This is a genomic window from Nonomuraea sp. NPDC049625, assembly GCF_040675285.1.
GTDB lineage: Bacteria > Actinomycetota > Actinomycetes > Streptosporangiales > Streptosporangiaceae > Nonomuraea > Nonomuraea angiospora_A.
On record NZ_JBFAOQ010000034.1, the window covers coordinates 43,718 to 58,215 of the forward strand.

Annotated in this window: 16 protein-coding genes; 10 read left to right on the forward strand and 6 right to left on the reverse strand. The window is 69.8% G+C overall.

Annotated features, from left to right (window positions below; all coding sequences use genetic code 11):
- Positions 1 to 14 precede the first annotated feature (14 nt).
- The 3 genes from AB0J87_RS61725 to AB0J87_RS61735 all read right to left on the reverse strand — a co-directional run bounded on the left by AB0J87_RS61725 (position 15) and on the right by AB0J87_RS61735 (position 1,893).
- A complete protein-coding gene (locus AB0J87_RS61725; RefSeq protein ID WP_363984974.1) occupies positions 15 to 212 on the reverse strand; it encodes a hypothetical protein in 198 nt (65 codons plus the stop codon).
- On the reverse strand, positions 209 to 1,096 hold the full coding sequence (locus tag AB0J87_RS61730) for a hypothetical protein (RefSeq protein WP_363984976.1): 888 nt from the start codon (positions 1,094 to 1,096) through the stop codon (positions 209 to 211). Before AB0J87_RS61730 ends, AB0J87_RS61725 begins: the two co-directional genes overlap by 4 nt.
- 113 nt (positions 1,097 to 1,209) lie before the next feature.
- Positions 1,210 to 1,893 carry an SDR family NAD(P)-dependent oxidoreductase gene (locus tag AB0J87_RS61735; RefSeq protein ID WP_363984978.1) on the reverse strand — a complete coding sequence of 228 codons (684 nt, stop codon included), beginning with the start codon at positions 1,891 to 1,893 and terminating at the stop codon, positions 1,210 to 1,212.
- Positions 1,894 to 1,916: 23 nt separating this feature from the next.
- Between AB0J87_RS61735 and AB0J87_RS61740 the strand changes: the two genes are divergently transcribed.
- Positions 1,917 to 2,633 (forward strand): TetR/AcrR family transcriptional regulator, encoded by a 717-nt coding sequence (locus AB0J87_RS61740; protein ID WP_363984980.1) that lies wholly within the window; start codon positions 1,917 to 1,919, stop codon positions 2,631 to 2,633.
- A gap of 168 nt (positions 2,634 to 2,801) precedes the next feature.
- On the opposite strand, the gene AB0J87_RS61745 is transcribed toward AB0J87_RS61740, so the two are convergent.
- The 3 genes from AB0J87_RS61745 to AB0J87_RS61755 all read right to left on the reverse strand — a co-directional run bounded on the left by AB0J87_RS61745 (position 2,802) and on the right by AB0J87_RS61755 (position 4,898).
- Complete coding sequence (locus tag AB0J87_RS61745) at positions 2,802 to 3,173, reverse strand: DoxX family protein (protein WP_363984982.1); 372 nt, start codon at positions 3,171 to 3,173, stop codon at positions 2,802 to 2,804.
- Positions 3,174 to 3,251: 78 nt separating this feature from the next.
- Positions 3,252 to 3,932: an SDR family NAD(P)-dependent oxidoreductase gene (locus tag AB0J87_RS61750; RefSeq protein ID WP_363984984.1), complete on the reverse strand. Its 681-nt coding sequence runs from the start codon at positions 3,930 to 3,932 to the stop codon at positions 3,252 to 3,254.
- Positions 3,933 to 3,959: 27 nt separating this feature from the next.
- The gene (locus AB0J87_RS61755) at positions 3,960 to 4,898 is read right to left on the reverse strand and encodes an NADP-dependent oxidoreductase (RefSeq protein ID WP_363984986.1); all 939 of its coding nucleotides are present in this window, start codon (positions 4,896 to 4,898) and stop codon (positions 3,960 to 3,962) included.
- Between the two features lie 99 nt (positions 4,899 to 4,997).
- Between AB0J87_RS61755 and AB0J87_RS61760 the strand changes: the two genes are divergently transcribed.
- From AB0J87_RS61760 to AB0J87_RS61800, 9 genes are all read left to right on the forward strand, one after another.
- Complete coding sequence (locus tag AB0J87_RS61760) at positions 4,998 to 5,720, forward strand: helix-turn-helix domain-containing protein (protein WP_363984988.1); 723 nt, start codon at positions 4,998 to 5,000, stop codon at positions 5,718 to 5,720.
- A 257-nt stretch (positions 5,721 to 5,977) separates the two neighbouring features.
- Entirely contained in the window at positions 5,978 to 6,493 is a 516-nt protein-coding gene (locus AB0J87_RS61765) for a hypothetical protein (RefSeq protein WP_363984990.1), read from the forward strand.
- A gap of 327 nt (positions 6,494 to 6,820) precedes the next feature.
- Complete coding sequence (locus tag AB0J87_RS61770) at positions 6,821 to 7,006, forward strand: hypothetical protein (RefSeq protein WP_363984992.1); 186 nt, start codon at positions 6,821 to 6,823, stop codon at positions 7,004 to 7,006.
- 898 nt (positions 7,007 to 7,904) lie between these two features.
- Positions 7,905 to 8,951, forward strand: a complete 1,047-nt coding sequence (locus AB0J87_RS61775) for an aldo/keto reductase (protein ID WP_363984994.1) — start codon at positions 7,905 to 7,907, stop codon at positions 8,949 to 8,951.
- Positions 8,952 to 9,180: 229 nt separating this feature from the next.
- Positions 9,181 to 9,999: a GNAT family N-acetyltransferase gene (locus tag AB0J87_RS61780; RefSeq protein ID WP_363984995.1), complete on the forward strand. Its 819-nt coding sequence runs from the start codon at positions 9,181 to 9,183 to the stop codon at positions 9,997 to 9,999.
- A 320-nt stretch (positions 10,000 to 10,319) separates the two neighbouring features.
- Positions 10,320 to 10,562 carry a hypothetical protein gene (locus AB0J87_RS61785; RefSeq protein ID WP_363984997.1) on the forward strand — a complete coding sequence of 81 codons (243 nt, stop codon included), beginning with the start codon at positions 10,320 to 10,322 and terminating at the stop codon, positions 10,560 to 10,562.
- Positions 10,563 to 10,683: 121 nt separating this feature from the next.
- On the forward strand, positions 10,684 to 11,898 hold the full coding sequence (locus AB0J87_RS61790) for a cytochrome P450 (protein ID WP_363984999.1): 1,215 nt from the start codon (positions 10,684 to 10,686) through the stop codon (positions 11,896 to 11,898).
- Between the two features lie 674 nt (positions 11,899 to 12,572).
- Positions 12,573 to 12,836, forward strand: a complete 264-nt coding sequence (locus AB0J87_RS61795; RefSeq protein WP_363985000.1) for an RICIN domain-containing protein — start codon at positions 12,573 to 12,575, stop codon at positions 12,834 to 12,836.
- A 24-nt stretch (positions 12,837 to 12,860) separates the two neighbouring features.
- Entirely contained in the window at positions 12,861 to 14,309 is a 1,449-nt protein-coding gene (locus tag AB0J87_RS61800; RefSeq protein WP_363985002.1) for a glycoside hydrolase family 43 protein, read from the forward strand.
- Positions 14,310 to 14,498: the final 189 nt, after the last annotated feature.

The following is a 14,498-nucleotide window of genomic DNA, read 5'->3' on the forward strand; positions in this document are numbered from 1 at the left end:
CCCCGTGTGGACCGTCAGTTGGGGATCGAGATGAGGATCTGGTTGCCGGGCCGGTAGTGGTCGGCGAGTTCGACGACATGTCCGGCGGTTGCCGCTGGATGGTGAGCAGGGCCTTCGCCGGTGGGGGTGGCGCCGGCGTAGGCGATCACGGAGGCGGTAAAGGCCGTGTTGAGCCGGGCCGGCGACCAGGCCGTCGCGTCCTCCGAGGTCATGCGGGCCCGGCCTTCGGGGTGATGGTGTCGGGGCTGGTGCCGGTCTTGAGGAGGAAGTCGAACGCCATCGTCCTGTAGGGGCCCTGGAAACCGTGTTCGGCGATGTCTTCGGGGTCCTCGTGCAGGACGGTGTCGGCCTGCAGGGCGGGAGGGGCCAGTGTCCCGCCGACGAAGTCGACCGGTATGACGGGATCTCCCTTGAAGTAGATCTCGCCTCGCCAGGGAGTGAGCAGGTCGGCGTGGTGGACCTCGTAGTGGATGTGGGCCGGGCGGTAGAGGCTGCGGCCGAGGGCCGCGACGGCCTCGGGGACCCCGTTGACCTGCATGGTGTGGGAGTCGGCGTAGGCGACCGGCGTGATGGTGGTGAACGTGTAGCGGCCGTCGGCATCGGTGAACAGATGCCCGCGCAGGTTGTACGTGGGCACTCCGTCGTCGAACAGCCCGGAGTAGTTGCCATTGTTCGCCGCGTGGTAGATCTCCAGCTTGGCGCCCGCGATCGGACGGCCGTGACCGTCCAGGACACGACCAGAGACGATCAGCGGGGTTCCGGGCTCGTCCGGACGCATCGGCAGGGTGCCGGGGTTGTCGATGCGCGGGGAGCCGGCGATGTAAGTGGGGCTGTTGACCTCTTCTGAGGGGGTGTACCCGTCCTGGCCACCCTGGAAGATCTCGCTGTACAGGGGCATGGCGGCCAACGCCAGAGGGACGCCGGTGGCTGCCTGGATCCTCTGCAGCAGGTCGGCGGCCACGTTGAGGTCCTCGAAGGTCAGTCCCTCCTCGTCGCGCATACGGGCCAGAGCGTCCTTGAATGCCTGGACGAGACGTACCGCACGGGGGTTGATCAATGCCGGGTCGACATAGGACGGATCGGTGGTCGTGGTCATTCCCATCTGCTCCTCGAAGGCGGGCCGGCTGATGAGGCATCAGCCGGCGACGGATGCCAGGGATCGGTTGCCCTGGTCTTCAGGGGGTGCGGGCACGCCGCGGCACAGCGGTGTCAGCCGCGGAAGACGAGCTCGGCCTCGTCGCGCTTGGTGGTGTGCAGATCCCAGTAGAGGGGAGTGATCTGCTCGGGCTGGACCGCCTCGACGCCGGGGAGGATGGATACGCCGACGGACGCGTCGATGCCGACGTGGGCGGCCTGGATACCGGTGCCGGCGTCGGCGAGCTCCTTGTGCAGGTTCATCGCCCAGTTGCGCAGCGCCGCGGCGGCGGCGTTGACGTTGGCGACCCGCGGGTCGGGCCAGATCGAGCCGGCGCCGGTGGTGTAGAGCAGGGTGCCGGCGCCCGCCTCCCGCATCGCGGGCGGCACCGCGTTGGTGGCGGCGACGGCCCCGTAGAGCTGGAAGTTCATCTCGAACTCCACATCCGACGGTTCGGTCCCGGACGGAGAGGTCAGTGTGGTGATGCCGAACTGCCCCACCGGGGAGTACTCCAGGACGTCGATTCCGCCGAACCTCGCGGCGGCCTCCTTGAGCGCGCGAGTGAGCCCGGCGCGGTCGAGCACGTTCGCGGGAAACGTGGCGGCGGTGATGCCGTCGGCGGCGAGCTTGCCGACGATACTGTCGAGCTTCTCCCCGTTACGCGAGATCAGGGCGACGTCGAAGCCCTGGGTGCCGAAGGTGCGGGCGATGGCCAGGCCCAGCTGGGGGCCGGCTCCTACGATGGCGATGCTGGTCACAGCGATCCTTTCGCATGAACGTGATGGCGAAGCGGTGCGTCAACTCGGATGGGCTCATCCGTTTCAAGATCGGCACCGCCCAGCCCCTGCGCAGCGACGCCGAGCGCAACCGGGCGCGGGTCATCGCCGCCGGGCGCACGGTGTTGGGACGCGACGGCCTGAACGCCTCCATGGCCTCCGTGGCTCGCGAGGCAGGCGTGGGGATCGCCACCGTCCTGCGCCACTTCCCCACGAAGGAGGAGCTGGTCGCCGCCGTCTTCGCCGACCGCATGGACGCCTACGCCGACGCCGTCGCCGTGGCTCTCGACGACCCCGATCCCTGGCACGGTTTCACCGGCTACATCGAGGCCGCCTGTGCGATGCAGGCCGCCGACTACGGTTTCGCCGACGTGCTGACCATGACCTTCCCCACCGCCAAGGTTCTGGAGGAGCGTCGCAACGAGGCGTACGAGGGCATGGTGGAGCTCATCGGCCGCGCCAAGGCCACCGGCCGTCTGCGTGCGGACTTCGACCCCTCGGATCTGGTGCTGATCCACATGGCCAACGCCGGCGTCGTGAACGCCACCGGCGATGCCGCTCCCGACGCGTGGCGACGCGTCGTCGCCCTGTTCGTCCAGTCCTTCGAGGCCCCGGCCCGTGGCCCCCTGCCGGCCTCCCCCGAGCACGACGCTCTTTACAAGGCCATGCTCCGCGCCGATCCAGGGGGGATCACTTCGCCGGCGCCGGGCAAGAGCAGCTGACCTCAGGATCGCAATCGCCCCGCTCTGGCGTGACAGGGCGGCCGCATGTCGGGTAAAGGCCTTGCCCGTCAGCTCGACCAACGCATGGGGCGCCGCCAACCGGACCATGACGGGCATCACCTTGAGCTTCCCTCGCAGCTTGTCGCACTGGTCGGCCGACGACGGGGGTCAGAAGCCGTAGGGGCCGAAGCGGCCCCAGGCCACCAGGGCGGCCAGGACCAGCAGGACCGCGTTGAAGGCGATCGCGGCGGGTTCCTTGCGGCGGGCGTGGGTGAGTGCGGCCAGGATCATCACCACGGCCAGGCCAGTGGCGGCCAGCGGGGTGAGGACGGGGGCGATGCCGGTGGCCGCGGGCAGGATCAGCCCGAGCGCGCCGGCGAGTTCGGCGATGCCGATGAAGCGGACGGTGCCGGCGGAGAAGTCCTCCACCCACGGCAGCTTGGCTTGGAGCTTGTCCTTGGGCTGGGTGGACTTCATGAGCCCGGCCATGCCGAACATGACGGCCAGTACGGCCTGCACGATCCACAAGACGATGTGCATGAGACTTCCTTGGGAAGACGGGGGTGAGCGTGAGGGGACGGGTCCTCCGGCTTGCCAGTGCTTGCCGCGAGCCGCCTGTCAGCCGTTGAAGATGACCTCGGGCTGGTCGCGGCGCTCGTGCAGGTCCCAGTACAGCGGGGCGATCTGCTCGGGCGTGGCCGTAGGGAAGCCCTCGGGGCCGCCCTCGCCGATCCAGGTGTTGATCGCCACGTGCGCGGCGTACACGCCGCTGCCGGCCAGCTCGTTGTGCAGGTTGAGCACCCAGTTGCGCAGAGCCGCGGCGGCGGCGTTGACGTTGCCGAGCATGGGGATCGGATGCACCGAGCCGCCACCGGTGGTGAACAGCAGCGTGCCCGCCCCGGCCGCGCGCATCGCGGGCAGCACCGCGCCGGCGGCGGTCACGGCGCCGTAGAGGTTGTACGCGATCTGCGGCTGCAGGTTGTCCACCGTCACCTCGGAAGGCACGGCCATCGTGAGGCCGGGGACCGGCGAGTGCGGCGCCGGAGAGTACTCCAGCACGTCGATGCCGCCGAACCGCTCGGCTGCCGCGTCGAGGGCGGCGGACAGGGAGGGGCGGTCCAGCACGTCGGCGGGGAACGCGGCGGCGGTGATGCCCTCCTGGCCGAGCCGGCCGATCAGGGCTTCCAGCTTCTCTTTGGTACGGGCGATCAGGGCGACGTCGAAGCCGCGGCTGCCGAAGGTGCGGGCGATGGCCAGGCCCATGCCGGGGCCGGCGCCGACGATGGCGATGGTGGGCATGATCAGATCTCTTTCGTGGGCGGGGGTTCAGGAGCAGGTGACGGCGAGCTTGCCGAGCGCGCCGGCGCCGAAGGCGGCGAACGCCTCCGGGGCCTGCTCCAGCGGGAAGGTGGCGGTGACCGGGACCCGCAGCGCGCCCGAGGCGACCTGGGCGGCCAGGGCGGTCAGGGTCTGGGGATTGGTGTCGGCCATGATCGTGTGGACGGTGACGCCGGAAGTCTCGACGGCGTCGGCGGTCAGGCCGAGGGTGGAGGCGAGGCGGCCGCCCGGACGCAGCAGGCTCGCGAGCCCGGCGCCGTCGCCCGCCAGGTGCAGTACGGCGTCCACGCCTGCCGGGGCGAGCGCGCGGACCTGGGCCGGCAGGTCGCCGGTGTAGTCGACGAGGTCGAGTTTGGCGTCGGTGAGGCCGGTGACGAAGTCGGCCTCGGCGCCGGGACGGGCGGTGGCGATGACGCGGGCGCCGCGGGCGGCGGCGAGCTGTACGGCCAGCGCGCCCACTCCGCCGGTGGCGCCGGAGATCAGCACGGTCTCGCCGTCGGCCGGGGCGACGGCATTGAGGCTGTCCAGCGCCGCGGTGCCGGCCAGTCCCAGCGCGCCCGCCTCCCGAACGCCCAGGCCCTCCGGGATGGGGGCCACGCCGTAGCCGGCGGACACGGTGACGTACTCGGCCAGCGAGCCGGTGCCCACGAACGGCTTCATCACCACCCCGAAGACCGGCTGGCCGACCTCGAAACCGTCCACACCCTCGCCCAGATCCTCGACGGTGCCCGCGAAGTCCTTCCCGATCACCAGCGGGAAGCGGTGCTCCATCACCCCTTGCAGGTAGCCGGCCACGGTGGCGGCATCGAAGCCGTTGATCGAGGAGACGGTCACCTTCACCAGCAGCTCACCGGCCTCAGGACGGGGAGTGTCGACCTCGGTCACGGCGGGAGTCGCGGGGACGGAGTCCAGCGTCACGGCACGCATGTTGTACACCTTTCGAAAAGTGGAACGGGGTGCCCAGTTCCACGTCGACAGCCTAGCAATGAAACTGGGCAGCCCGTTCCACTTGGGTAAGATAGGGCCATGACCTCCACCGCAGACCCCGACTCGACCCTGGACCGGCAGCCCGAACCGGGGCTGCGCGCCGACGCCGAACGCAACCGCGAGCGCATCCTGGCCGCCGCCCGCCGCCTGTACGCCAGCCACGGGATCGGCGTCTCCATGGCCTGCATCGCCCGCGAGGCAGGCGTCGGCAAGGCCACCCTGTCACGCCGCTTCGCCACCCCCGAAGAACTCATCAACGCCGTCTTCGCCGACCGCATGGACGCCTACGCCGCCGCCGTCGCCCAGGCCCTCACCGACCCCGACCCCTGGCACGGCTTCACCGGCTACATCCACACGGTGTGCGCCATGCAGGCCGCCGACCGCGGCTTCGCCGACGTGCTGGCCATGACCTTCCCCACCGCCAAAGCCCTGGAAGCCCGCCGCGCCGAGGCCTACAACGGCTTCCTCGAACTCATCGCCCGCGCCCAGGCCACCGGCCACCTGCGCGCCGACTTCACCTCAGAAGACCTCGTCATCCTGCTGATGGCCAACGCCGGTGTCATCGCCGCCACCCAAGACGCCGCCCCCGGCGCCTGGCGCCGCCTGGTCGGCCAGATGCTGCGCGCCTACGCCGCCCCAGACGCCGACCTCCCGCCGCTGGAGCAGGCTCCCGCACCCACCGCGCTGTACCGCGCCATGGTCCGCCTCACCCGCCCCGCCTCCAGCACCGGCGGAGACATGGAGCAACCGGACGGCCGGTGACGTCGCCGGGCGATCATGGCGAGTGTCTCGTCCACCTGACTCCGCCGCGCGCCGGCCATGCCTTGACTCTGCCTCGCCATCCGCGAACCGCCGGCGCCTACATTCCGCGCTTGGCTACCGGCCACCCGTGGAAGCGCTAAGGCGGCTGTCCGGAATCACCGTGGCCCCTCAAGGGACAGCGACGTGCAAGTTGGATGACAGTGCCGCTTGAGAGGCTCCGGCGTGATGGGAGTTTCGGACATCTTGCGCGCAAGCCCATGGAGGAGGACAAGACCAGAGTGAGCGACAACTCGGAACGTCAGCAGGTGACCTTCCGACCTCGTCCAGGACGGCGGATGGTCACATGTGTCGCTCCCATCGCGATCATGACTGCAGGTGCGGGTGTGTTGGGCGCGTGGAAACTCACCCTGAGTGGTCTGCCGTTGCTTGGCCTGATGGCGGTGGGACTCGTGGTGGGCGGCGCCTTGGCCGTCCGCAATGCCATGGTCGGCGTCACCGTCGCGCCTGGCGAAGTAGTGATCATAAATGGGCGCAAGACCATTCGGATACCTGTTGAGAAGCTTGAGGGCTTCGACTGGGGAGACTACGGTCTCGTTGCCGTATGGGACGACAATGGTGGCAGGCAGGTGACCCCGGTCGCGGCGTTCAACAAGATCGCCAACCCTATGGCCGACCTCGAGCACGGCCATGAGGTCTGGGAGCAGTTGAAAGACTTGTCCAGGAGGCCGGTACGGCGTCCGCAGCGACCACGGCCGCGCAGGCGGCTGAACTGAGCGTACGCGCCCGGCGTGAAGGCCAGTCCCTTGCCACCGCACCTCACGTTCTTGTGCTCGGCGAACAGGGTTCCGTCGAGGGCGATCAGGAGGTCCGCGTCGGCGTCGATCATCCGTCGGCGGGCACGCTCCAACTCTTCCCGGCCGAGGCGGTCGTGGACGTGGGCCAGGACCGCGGAACGGAACACGAGCACTGGCTGGTCGGTGCGCTGCTCCAGCAGCGAGGCCCTCCATCCGGGCGATCAGCCACCCTGGAACCGGGATCAGCAAGGTCCGTACGGGACGGGGGCCGCTCGGCGATGCGGGCGGGACCAGAAGAGCAGCTTCGTGCAGCGGATCGACGGCACCGGCGGGCGGCACGTCGAGGTCTTCGGCTACCCGACCTCGCTGTCGCTGACCCCGGCCTTCGATCGGTTCGCCTATCTGCGCGACGGCATGTACGACATCAGCACCGGCCAGGTGGCCTCGATCAGCCTCTTTGTCGACGCCAGCGCCAACGTCGCAGCTCCGTGACGCAGGTCATGCAGCCGCACCGGCGGCAGCCCGCTGGCGGCCACCAGCTTGTGGAAGCGGTGAGTGAGATAGCTCGGCTGCACCGCCGTTCCATTTCCGAGGGTGAAAATTGGGCTGGTTGGAGACCAGCACTCCCGCAGCAGCCGACGCTGCGCACGCTCATGCCGGCGCAGCAACCGCACGCTCTCCGGATCCAGCGCCACCGTCCGCCGGCTGGCCTCACTCTTCGGCTCACACAAGGCCAGCCCATCATCGGTGTGCACCAGCTGATGCGCCAGTGAGCTCACGCCGCCCCAGGTCGACGTCCACCCAGCGCAGACCAGCCACCACAACAGAACAACGGGTCTTCGTGTGCGAGACGCAGGAAGGCAGCCAGTTGCTCCACCGTCCACACCGCCACAGGCGGCCGCTCTCCTCCGTGTCTGCAGGCCGCCTCCCGCCGAGCCGTCCACACCACCGGATGCATTCAGCCGTACGCCCTGCGCGGGGTTGGCGGCGATCAGGTCCTCGCGCACCGCATGGTTCACGGACCCGCTCCAACGTGGATGCGCTGATCGGCTCACCGTACGGATTCCGCCGCCGTCCCAGCGCGACGAACATGCGCGTCACATCCCGCCGGGACAACTCGGCCAGAGTCAAGTGCGTTCTCCATGGCGAGGGCAGCGTCGATATACCGTGCCTCGTCGCGCAACCAGTGTTGGGCCCGGCGAAGCGCATCTCCGGCTGCCTTGCCACCCGCGATCTCACGGTGGAAACGCAGGTCGTCGCCCATCCGTGCCGCACTCAGTACGCCTGGGGCGCCTGCGAAGACGAAACCACCGGCTCTAGCCACGGAACGGGACCCTTCCCATGAGCGGGCGTCCTGGCGGTGCCGCTCGCCGATTGGAATGATGACGGGATGGAATATCGCGAGCTGGGACGATCGGGGCTGCGGGTATCGGTGCTCACCATGGGCACGATGACGTTCGGCGGCGGGGGCAAGTTCGCTTACGTCGGCGACACCGGGGTGGAGGAGGCGCGCAAGCAGATCGACATGTGCGTGGACGCCGGTGTCAATCTCATCGACACCGCCGACGTGTACTCCACCGGCCTGTCGGAGGAGATCGTCGGCAAGGCGATCCAGGGCCGCCGTGACGACCTGCTGCTGGCCACCAAGGTACGCATGCCGATGGGTGACGGCCCCAACGACGCCGGGCTGTCGCGCCACCACGTCATCACCGGGGCTGAGGCGAGCCTGCGCCGCCTGGGCACCGACCACATCGACCTGTACCAGGTGCACGAATGGGACGGCCGCACCCCCGTCGAGGAGACCCTGGCGGCGCTCGATCACCTGGTGACCGCCGGCAAGGTACGGTACGTCGGCGTCTCCAACTACACCGGCTGGCAGCTCATGAAGGCCCTGGGCACCGCCGACAGGCTCGGCCTGCCGCGCTTCGTCAGCCAGCAGATCTACTACTCCCTCCAGGCCCGCGACTCCGAGTACGAGCTGATCCCGGCCGCGATCGACCAGGGCCTCGGCGTGCTGGTGTGGAGCCCGCTGGCCGGCGGCCTGCTGTCCGGCCGCTACCGGCGGGACGCCCAGCCGTCCGAGGGCCGCCAGCTCACCGAGTGGAACGAGCCTCCCGTACGCGACCAGGAGCAGTTGTACGACACCGTCGAGGTGCTGGTCGACATCGCCGGGGAGCACGGGGTGTCGGCGGCGCAGGTGGCGCTGGCCTGGTTGCTCGGGCGGCCCGCGATCACGTCGCTGGTGGTGGGCGCGCGCACCAGCGAGCAACTGGCCGACAACCTGGCCGCCGCCGACCTGAAGCTGACGGCCGAGCAGCGCGCCCGGCTGGACGAGGTCAGCCGCCAGCCGCTGCTCTACCCGTACTGGCATCAGGCGGCGACCGCTTCCGACCGGCTCTCGCCCGCCGACCTGAGCCTGCTCGGACCGCACCTGTAGAGAGACGTCGCCGCACCTGTAGCCAGGTTGTACGTACGCCCGCCGACGCCGGGCTTGGGCCGATCGGGCCGTTCTCGCTCGATCACGTCGGTGAGGTCTTGGCGCGCCATGGCGAGGACCTGCCAGAACCGCAGACCGGCGCGCAGGCCATCCCTGTGATCTCGACTCCGTACAGGCTCTGGTACTTCCGGGGCTGTGCCGGGGTGGCCGACAGAGTAGGTTCGCGCCTGTGAGTGATATTCGACTTCTCGGTCCCGAGGAACTGCCCCTGTGCCAGCGGCTCGAAAGCGATCGCGAGTGGTCCACCGACGAGGCCAAATGGCGGCTGATGTTCGAGACGGGTGAGGTCTACGCCGTCGACGCGGCCGACGGCGACGGCCTGGCCGGGTGCGTCGTGGTGACCCGCTACGGCGACTCGCTGGCCGACGTCGGCATGATGTTGGTCGCCAGCAGGTACGGCAGGCAGGGGCTCGGCACGCGGCTGATGGAGCACGCCCTGGAGGCCGCCGGAGACCGCGTCGTGGAGCTGACCGCGACCCGGTTCGGGCGCCCCGTCTACGAACGGCTGGGCTTCCGGCCCACGGGCAGCCTGACGATCACTATGGGCCCGATGGAAGGGGCGGCGGGGTCGTCCGGAGTCCGCGTGGCGACACCGGACGACCACGCCGCGCTCCTCGACTTGGACGCCGAGGTCACCGGGGCCGACCGGAGCAAGGCGCTGACCGCCCTGCTGGCCACGGCCGAGCGTACGATCGTCACCGACGGCGGCTTCGCCGTGGCCTGGAACGCCGGCCCCCACCGTGTCATCGGTCCCGTCGTCGCGCCCTCGGAGGAAGCCGCCCGCGAGCTCATCCTGGCCGCCGCCCACGGCGCCGACCGCGACGTGCGGATCGACCTGCTGGACGCCTACCCGGGCCTGCGCCCGTGGCTCACTGGGCTGGGGCCCACCGAGGGCCCCGCGGCCCTGCCGACGATGGTTTACGGCGCCCACCGCCACCCGGGCGACCGCGGGCGATACGTCGCGCCCATCCTCATCTCGATGGGCTGACCGGCCATCAGGTCGGCCGCCGCCCAGGCGAAGACGCGGACCCGCGCCGCCGGCCGGCTCGCCAACTCTGACGCCCGGATTCGTGCGCGACACGGCCGGGATGGTCCTTGCCTGCCACACCGGATCACCGTTCTGGAACGGCACCTCGGCGTCGGCACCAGGGGTGAGATTCGCCCCGGGAGCCCGGACCCTCCTCGCAGCTCTCCTGACGCCGCTGCCGCGCGAAGTCCTGCGCGGGCTCCGGCTACTCCCCCGCGCGGGTCGGTGGTGTCGGCCGGGTCGGCTCCGAGGCGGCGGGCCGTCTCGGGGCGGAGGAGTTCGTGCCGGCGTCGGCCGCCGCGCCGAACAGGGCCTCTTCCTTGGAGCGGAAGTACCGGAAGAACGTGCTGCGGGAGATCTCGGCGGCCTGCTTCTACCCGGGCGACGTCGTGACGAACTTCGCCTCCGACACCACTGGCCCGCGCCGCGTCGGCACCCATCAGGGCACCCCCGGCCGGCACGGTCGGTTCCGGATGGCCCCCTCGCGGGTGTGGGTGCAGGTGGTGGTTCAGGCGACGCCGTGATCGAGTACGACGCCGGCGCGCAGGCCAGGGCCGCGGCGGTGCCCCTGAGATTGCCGCGCCACCATCCTCGGGGTACGTTCTCGGCGAGCTTGTTGGACGACGGCATTGCCCGGAGGCGGCTTTGACAGAACAGTCCAGCACCACCCCGACCTGGCCAGACCTTCCCCCAGGCCCGTACGGCACCCTCTCGCCCGATCTGGTGCGGCGGCACGCCGAGGCCCCGATGGAGCCGGCGACGTTGCCGAGCGGCGACCGGGTCCCGATGATCGTCAAGTACGCGGACGTCCGCGGCCTGCTGATGTCGCCGGCCAGCAGCCGCAACCTGCGCGAGCCCGGCCTGCCCCGGCTGGTCAAGGGCCCCTTCCTGGATGACGACCCGGCGGCGCTCATGAACCAGGACCCGCCGGAGCACACCCGCTACCGCCGCATCATGCACGGCACGTTCACCCCCAAGCACATCGAACGCTGGCGGCCCCGCGCCGCGGTCATCGCCGAGGAGCTGATCGAGGCGGCCGGCGCGGAGTTCGACCTGGTGGCGGACTTCGCGCTGCCGCTGCCCGCGCGGGTGATCTGCGAGATGCTGGGCGTGCCGATGGACCGCTACGAGCAGTTCAGGGGCTGGACGGACACCTTCCTGTCCACCACCGACGCGAGCGCTGAGGCCAGGCACGAAGGGCTGGCGGAGTTCACGGCGTACACCCGGGAGCTGATCGAGCAGCACCGGGTCAAGCCGGGGGAGGATCTGATCGACCTGCTCATCGAGGCGCGCGACGAAAACGACGGGCTCAGCGAGGACGAGCTGACCAACATGGTGTTCACGCTGATCGTGGCCGGGCACGAGACGACCGCCTCGATGATCATCAGGGGCACGTTTCGGCTGCTGTGCCACCCCGGGCAGTACGCGGAGCTGGCCGCCCGCCCGGAGCAGGTCGAGGCGGCCGTGGAGGAGATCCTGCGCCACGAGGCGCCGGGCAGCAACGGCATGCTGCGGCGGATCACCCAGGACGTCGCGCTGTCCGCCGGGACCATCCCGGCCGGGAGCGTCGTGCTGCCGAACCTCTCGGCGGCCAACCATGATCCGGAGGCGTTCGAGGATCCGCTGCGGTTCGACATCCACCGCTTCGATGACGCCCAGCCGAACCCGCACCTGGCCTTCGGCCACGGGCCTCATTACTGCCTGGGCGCGAACCTGGCCAGGATGGAACTGCAGGAGGCCTTCCGCGCCCTGGTGACGGGCCTGCCGGGGCTGCGGGCGCGGGAGGACCTGGCGGACGTGCGGTGGAGCGACGGCGCATTCGTCTATCGGCCGCGCCGCCTGCTGGTCAGCGCCGGGTAGCAGAGGGGGCGCCACGAGAGGCGCCCCCTTGGATCGTCAGAGCGCGCAGCGGGCCTGCGTCTTGTCCGTCGTGGTCATCGCGCAGACGGTGCGCAACCGATCGGCCTGAGCCTGCGCTGTAAACGGGGCGAGAGGATCGCCGCGAGAAGCAGCGGATATTTATCTGCCGGCCTCTGTCCCCCTATCGTCCCTGTTATAAGCGTGGCTGCGTACAGGGGATCAATGCCGACGGCAAAGCGCCGGTGCACGTCGAGGCGCCCATCATTTGAGTGATCACGTCGGATTGGTCCATTGCCCGCGCCGGTGCACGGAAAGCGCATTCCCCCTTTTCTCGGCCGCCTCTTGACAAGTCAGATGGTTACGTAAACGCTCTGCGGCAGGACGCCTCAAACGTCGCGCGCAATCCGGTCGTCCCCGTTCCCACAGGGGGATCCTGTCTCAGGCTCTTCGTGGGACTCACAGCTCTTTGTTAACGCTAACAAATGTTTCTGCCGCGGATTCCGGAGGGTGGTCCCGTGTCCCTGCGCCCAAAGCTCACCGCGCCAGTCGTGGTCCTGTCGAGCTCGGCCGCCGCCGGCACGGCCGCACCGCCGGCCTCAGCGTCGGAACCAGTCCGGCGACGGCTACGCCCTCGACCTGGCGGTCAGCTCCGGCGCGGTGCGCGGGGCGGCCGCGTGAACGGCTCGCAGTACGTGCGGCCGCCGATCACGTTCCCGTCCGCGACGAGCATGAGCCTGAGCCGGCACTCGCAGACCACGATCGAGGTCGCCATCGGCGTGATCACGGGCTCAGGCGCCACGCCGTCGTACCGGACCACGGCCCGGCACAGCGGCGAATACCGGGACGTGTCCGGCGCCTCGACCGCCGACGGAGCCGACATCCAGCAGTACACCTGCGGTTGCGGCACCAACCAGCAGTGGACCCGCACCTCCTCCTGACCCCACCGCACCTTCGGAGCGACGATGACACACCTCTTACGGCGAACGGTGCTGGTCGGCCTGGCCGGCGCCCTGCTGCTCGCCCTCGGCCTCACCGTTCTCGAACGCCCTGCCAAGGCCGCGGCCCCCTACACCGCCTATCTGATGGCGCACTTCACCGGCGAGAGCGCCAACGGCGAGCAGATCTACTTCGCCACCAGCACCGACGGCCTGCACTGGACCGATCTCAACAGTTCGCTGCCGGTGCTTACCTCCAGCATCGGCGAACTCGGCGTCCGCGACCCCGCCATCGTCCGTGCGCCGTCCGGCGACCGGTTCTATCTGATCGCCACCGACCTGCGTATCGCCGCCGGCAAGGGCTGGGACGTCGCCCAGCACGATGGCAGCACCTCGCTCGTCGTATGGGAGTCACCTGACCTCGTCACCTGGTCGGCGCCGCGCCTGGTGAACGTCGCCGGGACCATCCCCGACGCCGGCTGCGCGTGGGCGCCCGAGGCGATCTACGACCCGGCGAGCGGCGACTACGTCGTCTACTGGGCGACGATCTCACCGCGGAACGGCGTCGACAAAGCCCGTATCTACTACTCCCGCACCCGCGACTTCCGCACGTTCACCGCCGCGCAGCTCTACATCGACCGGCCGGGCACCCAGGGCATCATCGACACGCAGATCCTGGAGATCCCCGGCAGCGTTGGCGGCTACCGCTACATCCGCGCGTCCGGCGACGGTCAGATCACGATCGAGGGCAGCAACCAGATCCTCACCGGCTGGACCCGGCTCGGCGACATCTCCCACCTCGGCTACACGGGCGCGCAGGTCGAGGGCCCGATCCTGCACCAGTACAACGGCCGCGACGAGTGGGGCCTGTGGGTCGACCAGTACGCCGCCGGCCGCGGCTACCTTCCGCTGACCACGACCAATCTCGCCGCTCCCAGCGGCTACCGCGTCCGCGCCGCCTCGGAATACGCGCTCGGCGCCGGCCGCAAACGGCACGGTTCGATCATTGGCATCACCCAGGCGCAGCTCACCGCGCTGCAGGCCAAGTGGGGCGGCCCCGCCTCGGCCGGCACCCGGCGCCTGCAGTCGGTCAACTTCCCCGACCGCTACCTGCGGCACAGCAACTTCGATGTCCGTATCGACCCGAACGTGAGCCCGCTCGCCGACTCGCAGTGGCGCATCGTGCCGGGCCTGGCCGATCCGGCGGGGGTGTCGCTCGAGTCGTCGAACTTCCCCGGCTGGTACCTGCGGCACTACGACTACGACTTCGTTCTGGCCAAGTATGACGGCACCGCCACCTTCCGCGGGGACGCGACCTTCCGCCGGGTGGCGGGCCTGGCCGACTCCTCGGCGGCGTCGTTCCAGTCATACAACTTCCCGGACCGGTACATCCGTCATTCCAACTACCTGCTTCGCCTGGATCCGATCAGCACGGCCACCGGTCGGGCGGACGCCACCTTCCGGATCACCAGCTGATTCCTCCGGTGGCAGGGAGCGTCGCACAGCGATCGGTGCAACCCGGGCCGGGGAGCCGCCGGCCCTGCTCCTGGAGCAGCACGATGCGGCCCGGACGTACGTCAGCAACGTGATCTTCACAGACCCAGGAACTCAGATCTAGTGATGGGAGTTTCATGACACCGACCAAGGCGTCTGACGCTTGCTCGT

Excerpts from the sequence above, each read along its gene's own strand:
- AB0J87_RS61760 (WP_363984988.1), top strand. The coding sequence starts at position 4,998 with ATGACCTCCACCGCAGACCCCGACTCGACCCTGGACCGGCAGCCCGAA.
- AB0J87_RS61775 (WP_363984994.1), top strand. The coding sequence starts at position 7,905 with ATGGAATATCGCGAGCTGGGACGATCGGGGCTGCGGGTATCGGTGCTC.
- AB0J87_RS61750 (WP_363984984.1), bottom strand. The coding sequence starts at position 3,932 with ATGCCCACCATCGCCATCGTCGGCGCCGGCCCCGGCATGGGCCTGGCC.
- AB0J87_RS61740 (WP_363984980.1), top strand. The coding sequence starts at position 1,917 with ATGGCGAAGCGGTGCGTCAACTCGGATGGGCTCATCCGTTTCAAGATC.
- AB0J87_RS61765 (WP_363984990.1), top strand. The coding sequence starts at position 5,978 with ATGGAGGAGGACAAGACCAGAGTGAGCGACAACTCGGAACGTCAGCAG.
- AB0J87_RS61745 (WP_363984982.1), bottom strand. The coding sequence starts at position 3,173 with ATGCACATCGTCTTGTGGATCGTGCAGGCCGTACTGGCCGTCATGTTC.
- AB0J87_RS61725 (WP_363984974.1), bottom strand. The coding sequence starts at position 212 with ATGACCTCGGAGGACGCGACGGCCTGGTCGCCGGCCCGGCTCAACACG.
- AB0J87_RS61755 (WP_363984986.1), bottom strand. The coding sequence starts at position 4,898 with ATGCGTGCCGTGACGCTGGACTCCGTCCCCGCGACTCCCGCCGTGACC.
- AB0J87_RS61800 (WP_363985002.1), top strand. The coding sequence starts at position 12,861 with ATGACACACCTCTTACGGCGAACGGTGCTGGTCGGCCTGGCCGGCGCC.
- AB0J87_RS61730 (WP_363984976.1), bottom strand. The coding sequence starts at position 1,096 with ATGACCACGACCACCGATCCGTCCTATGTCGACCCGGCATTGATCAAC.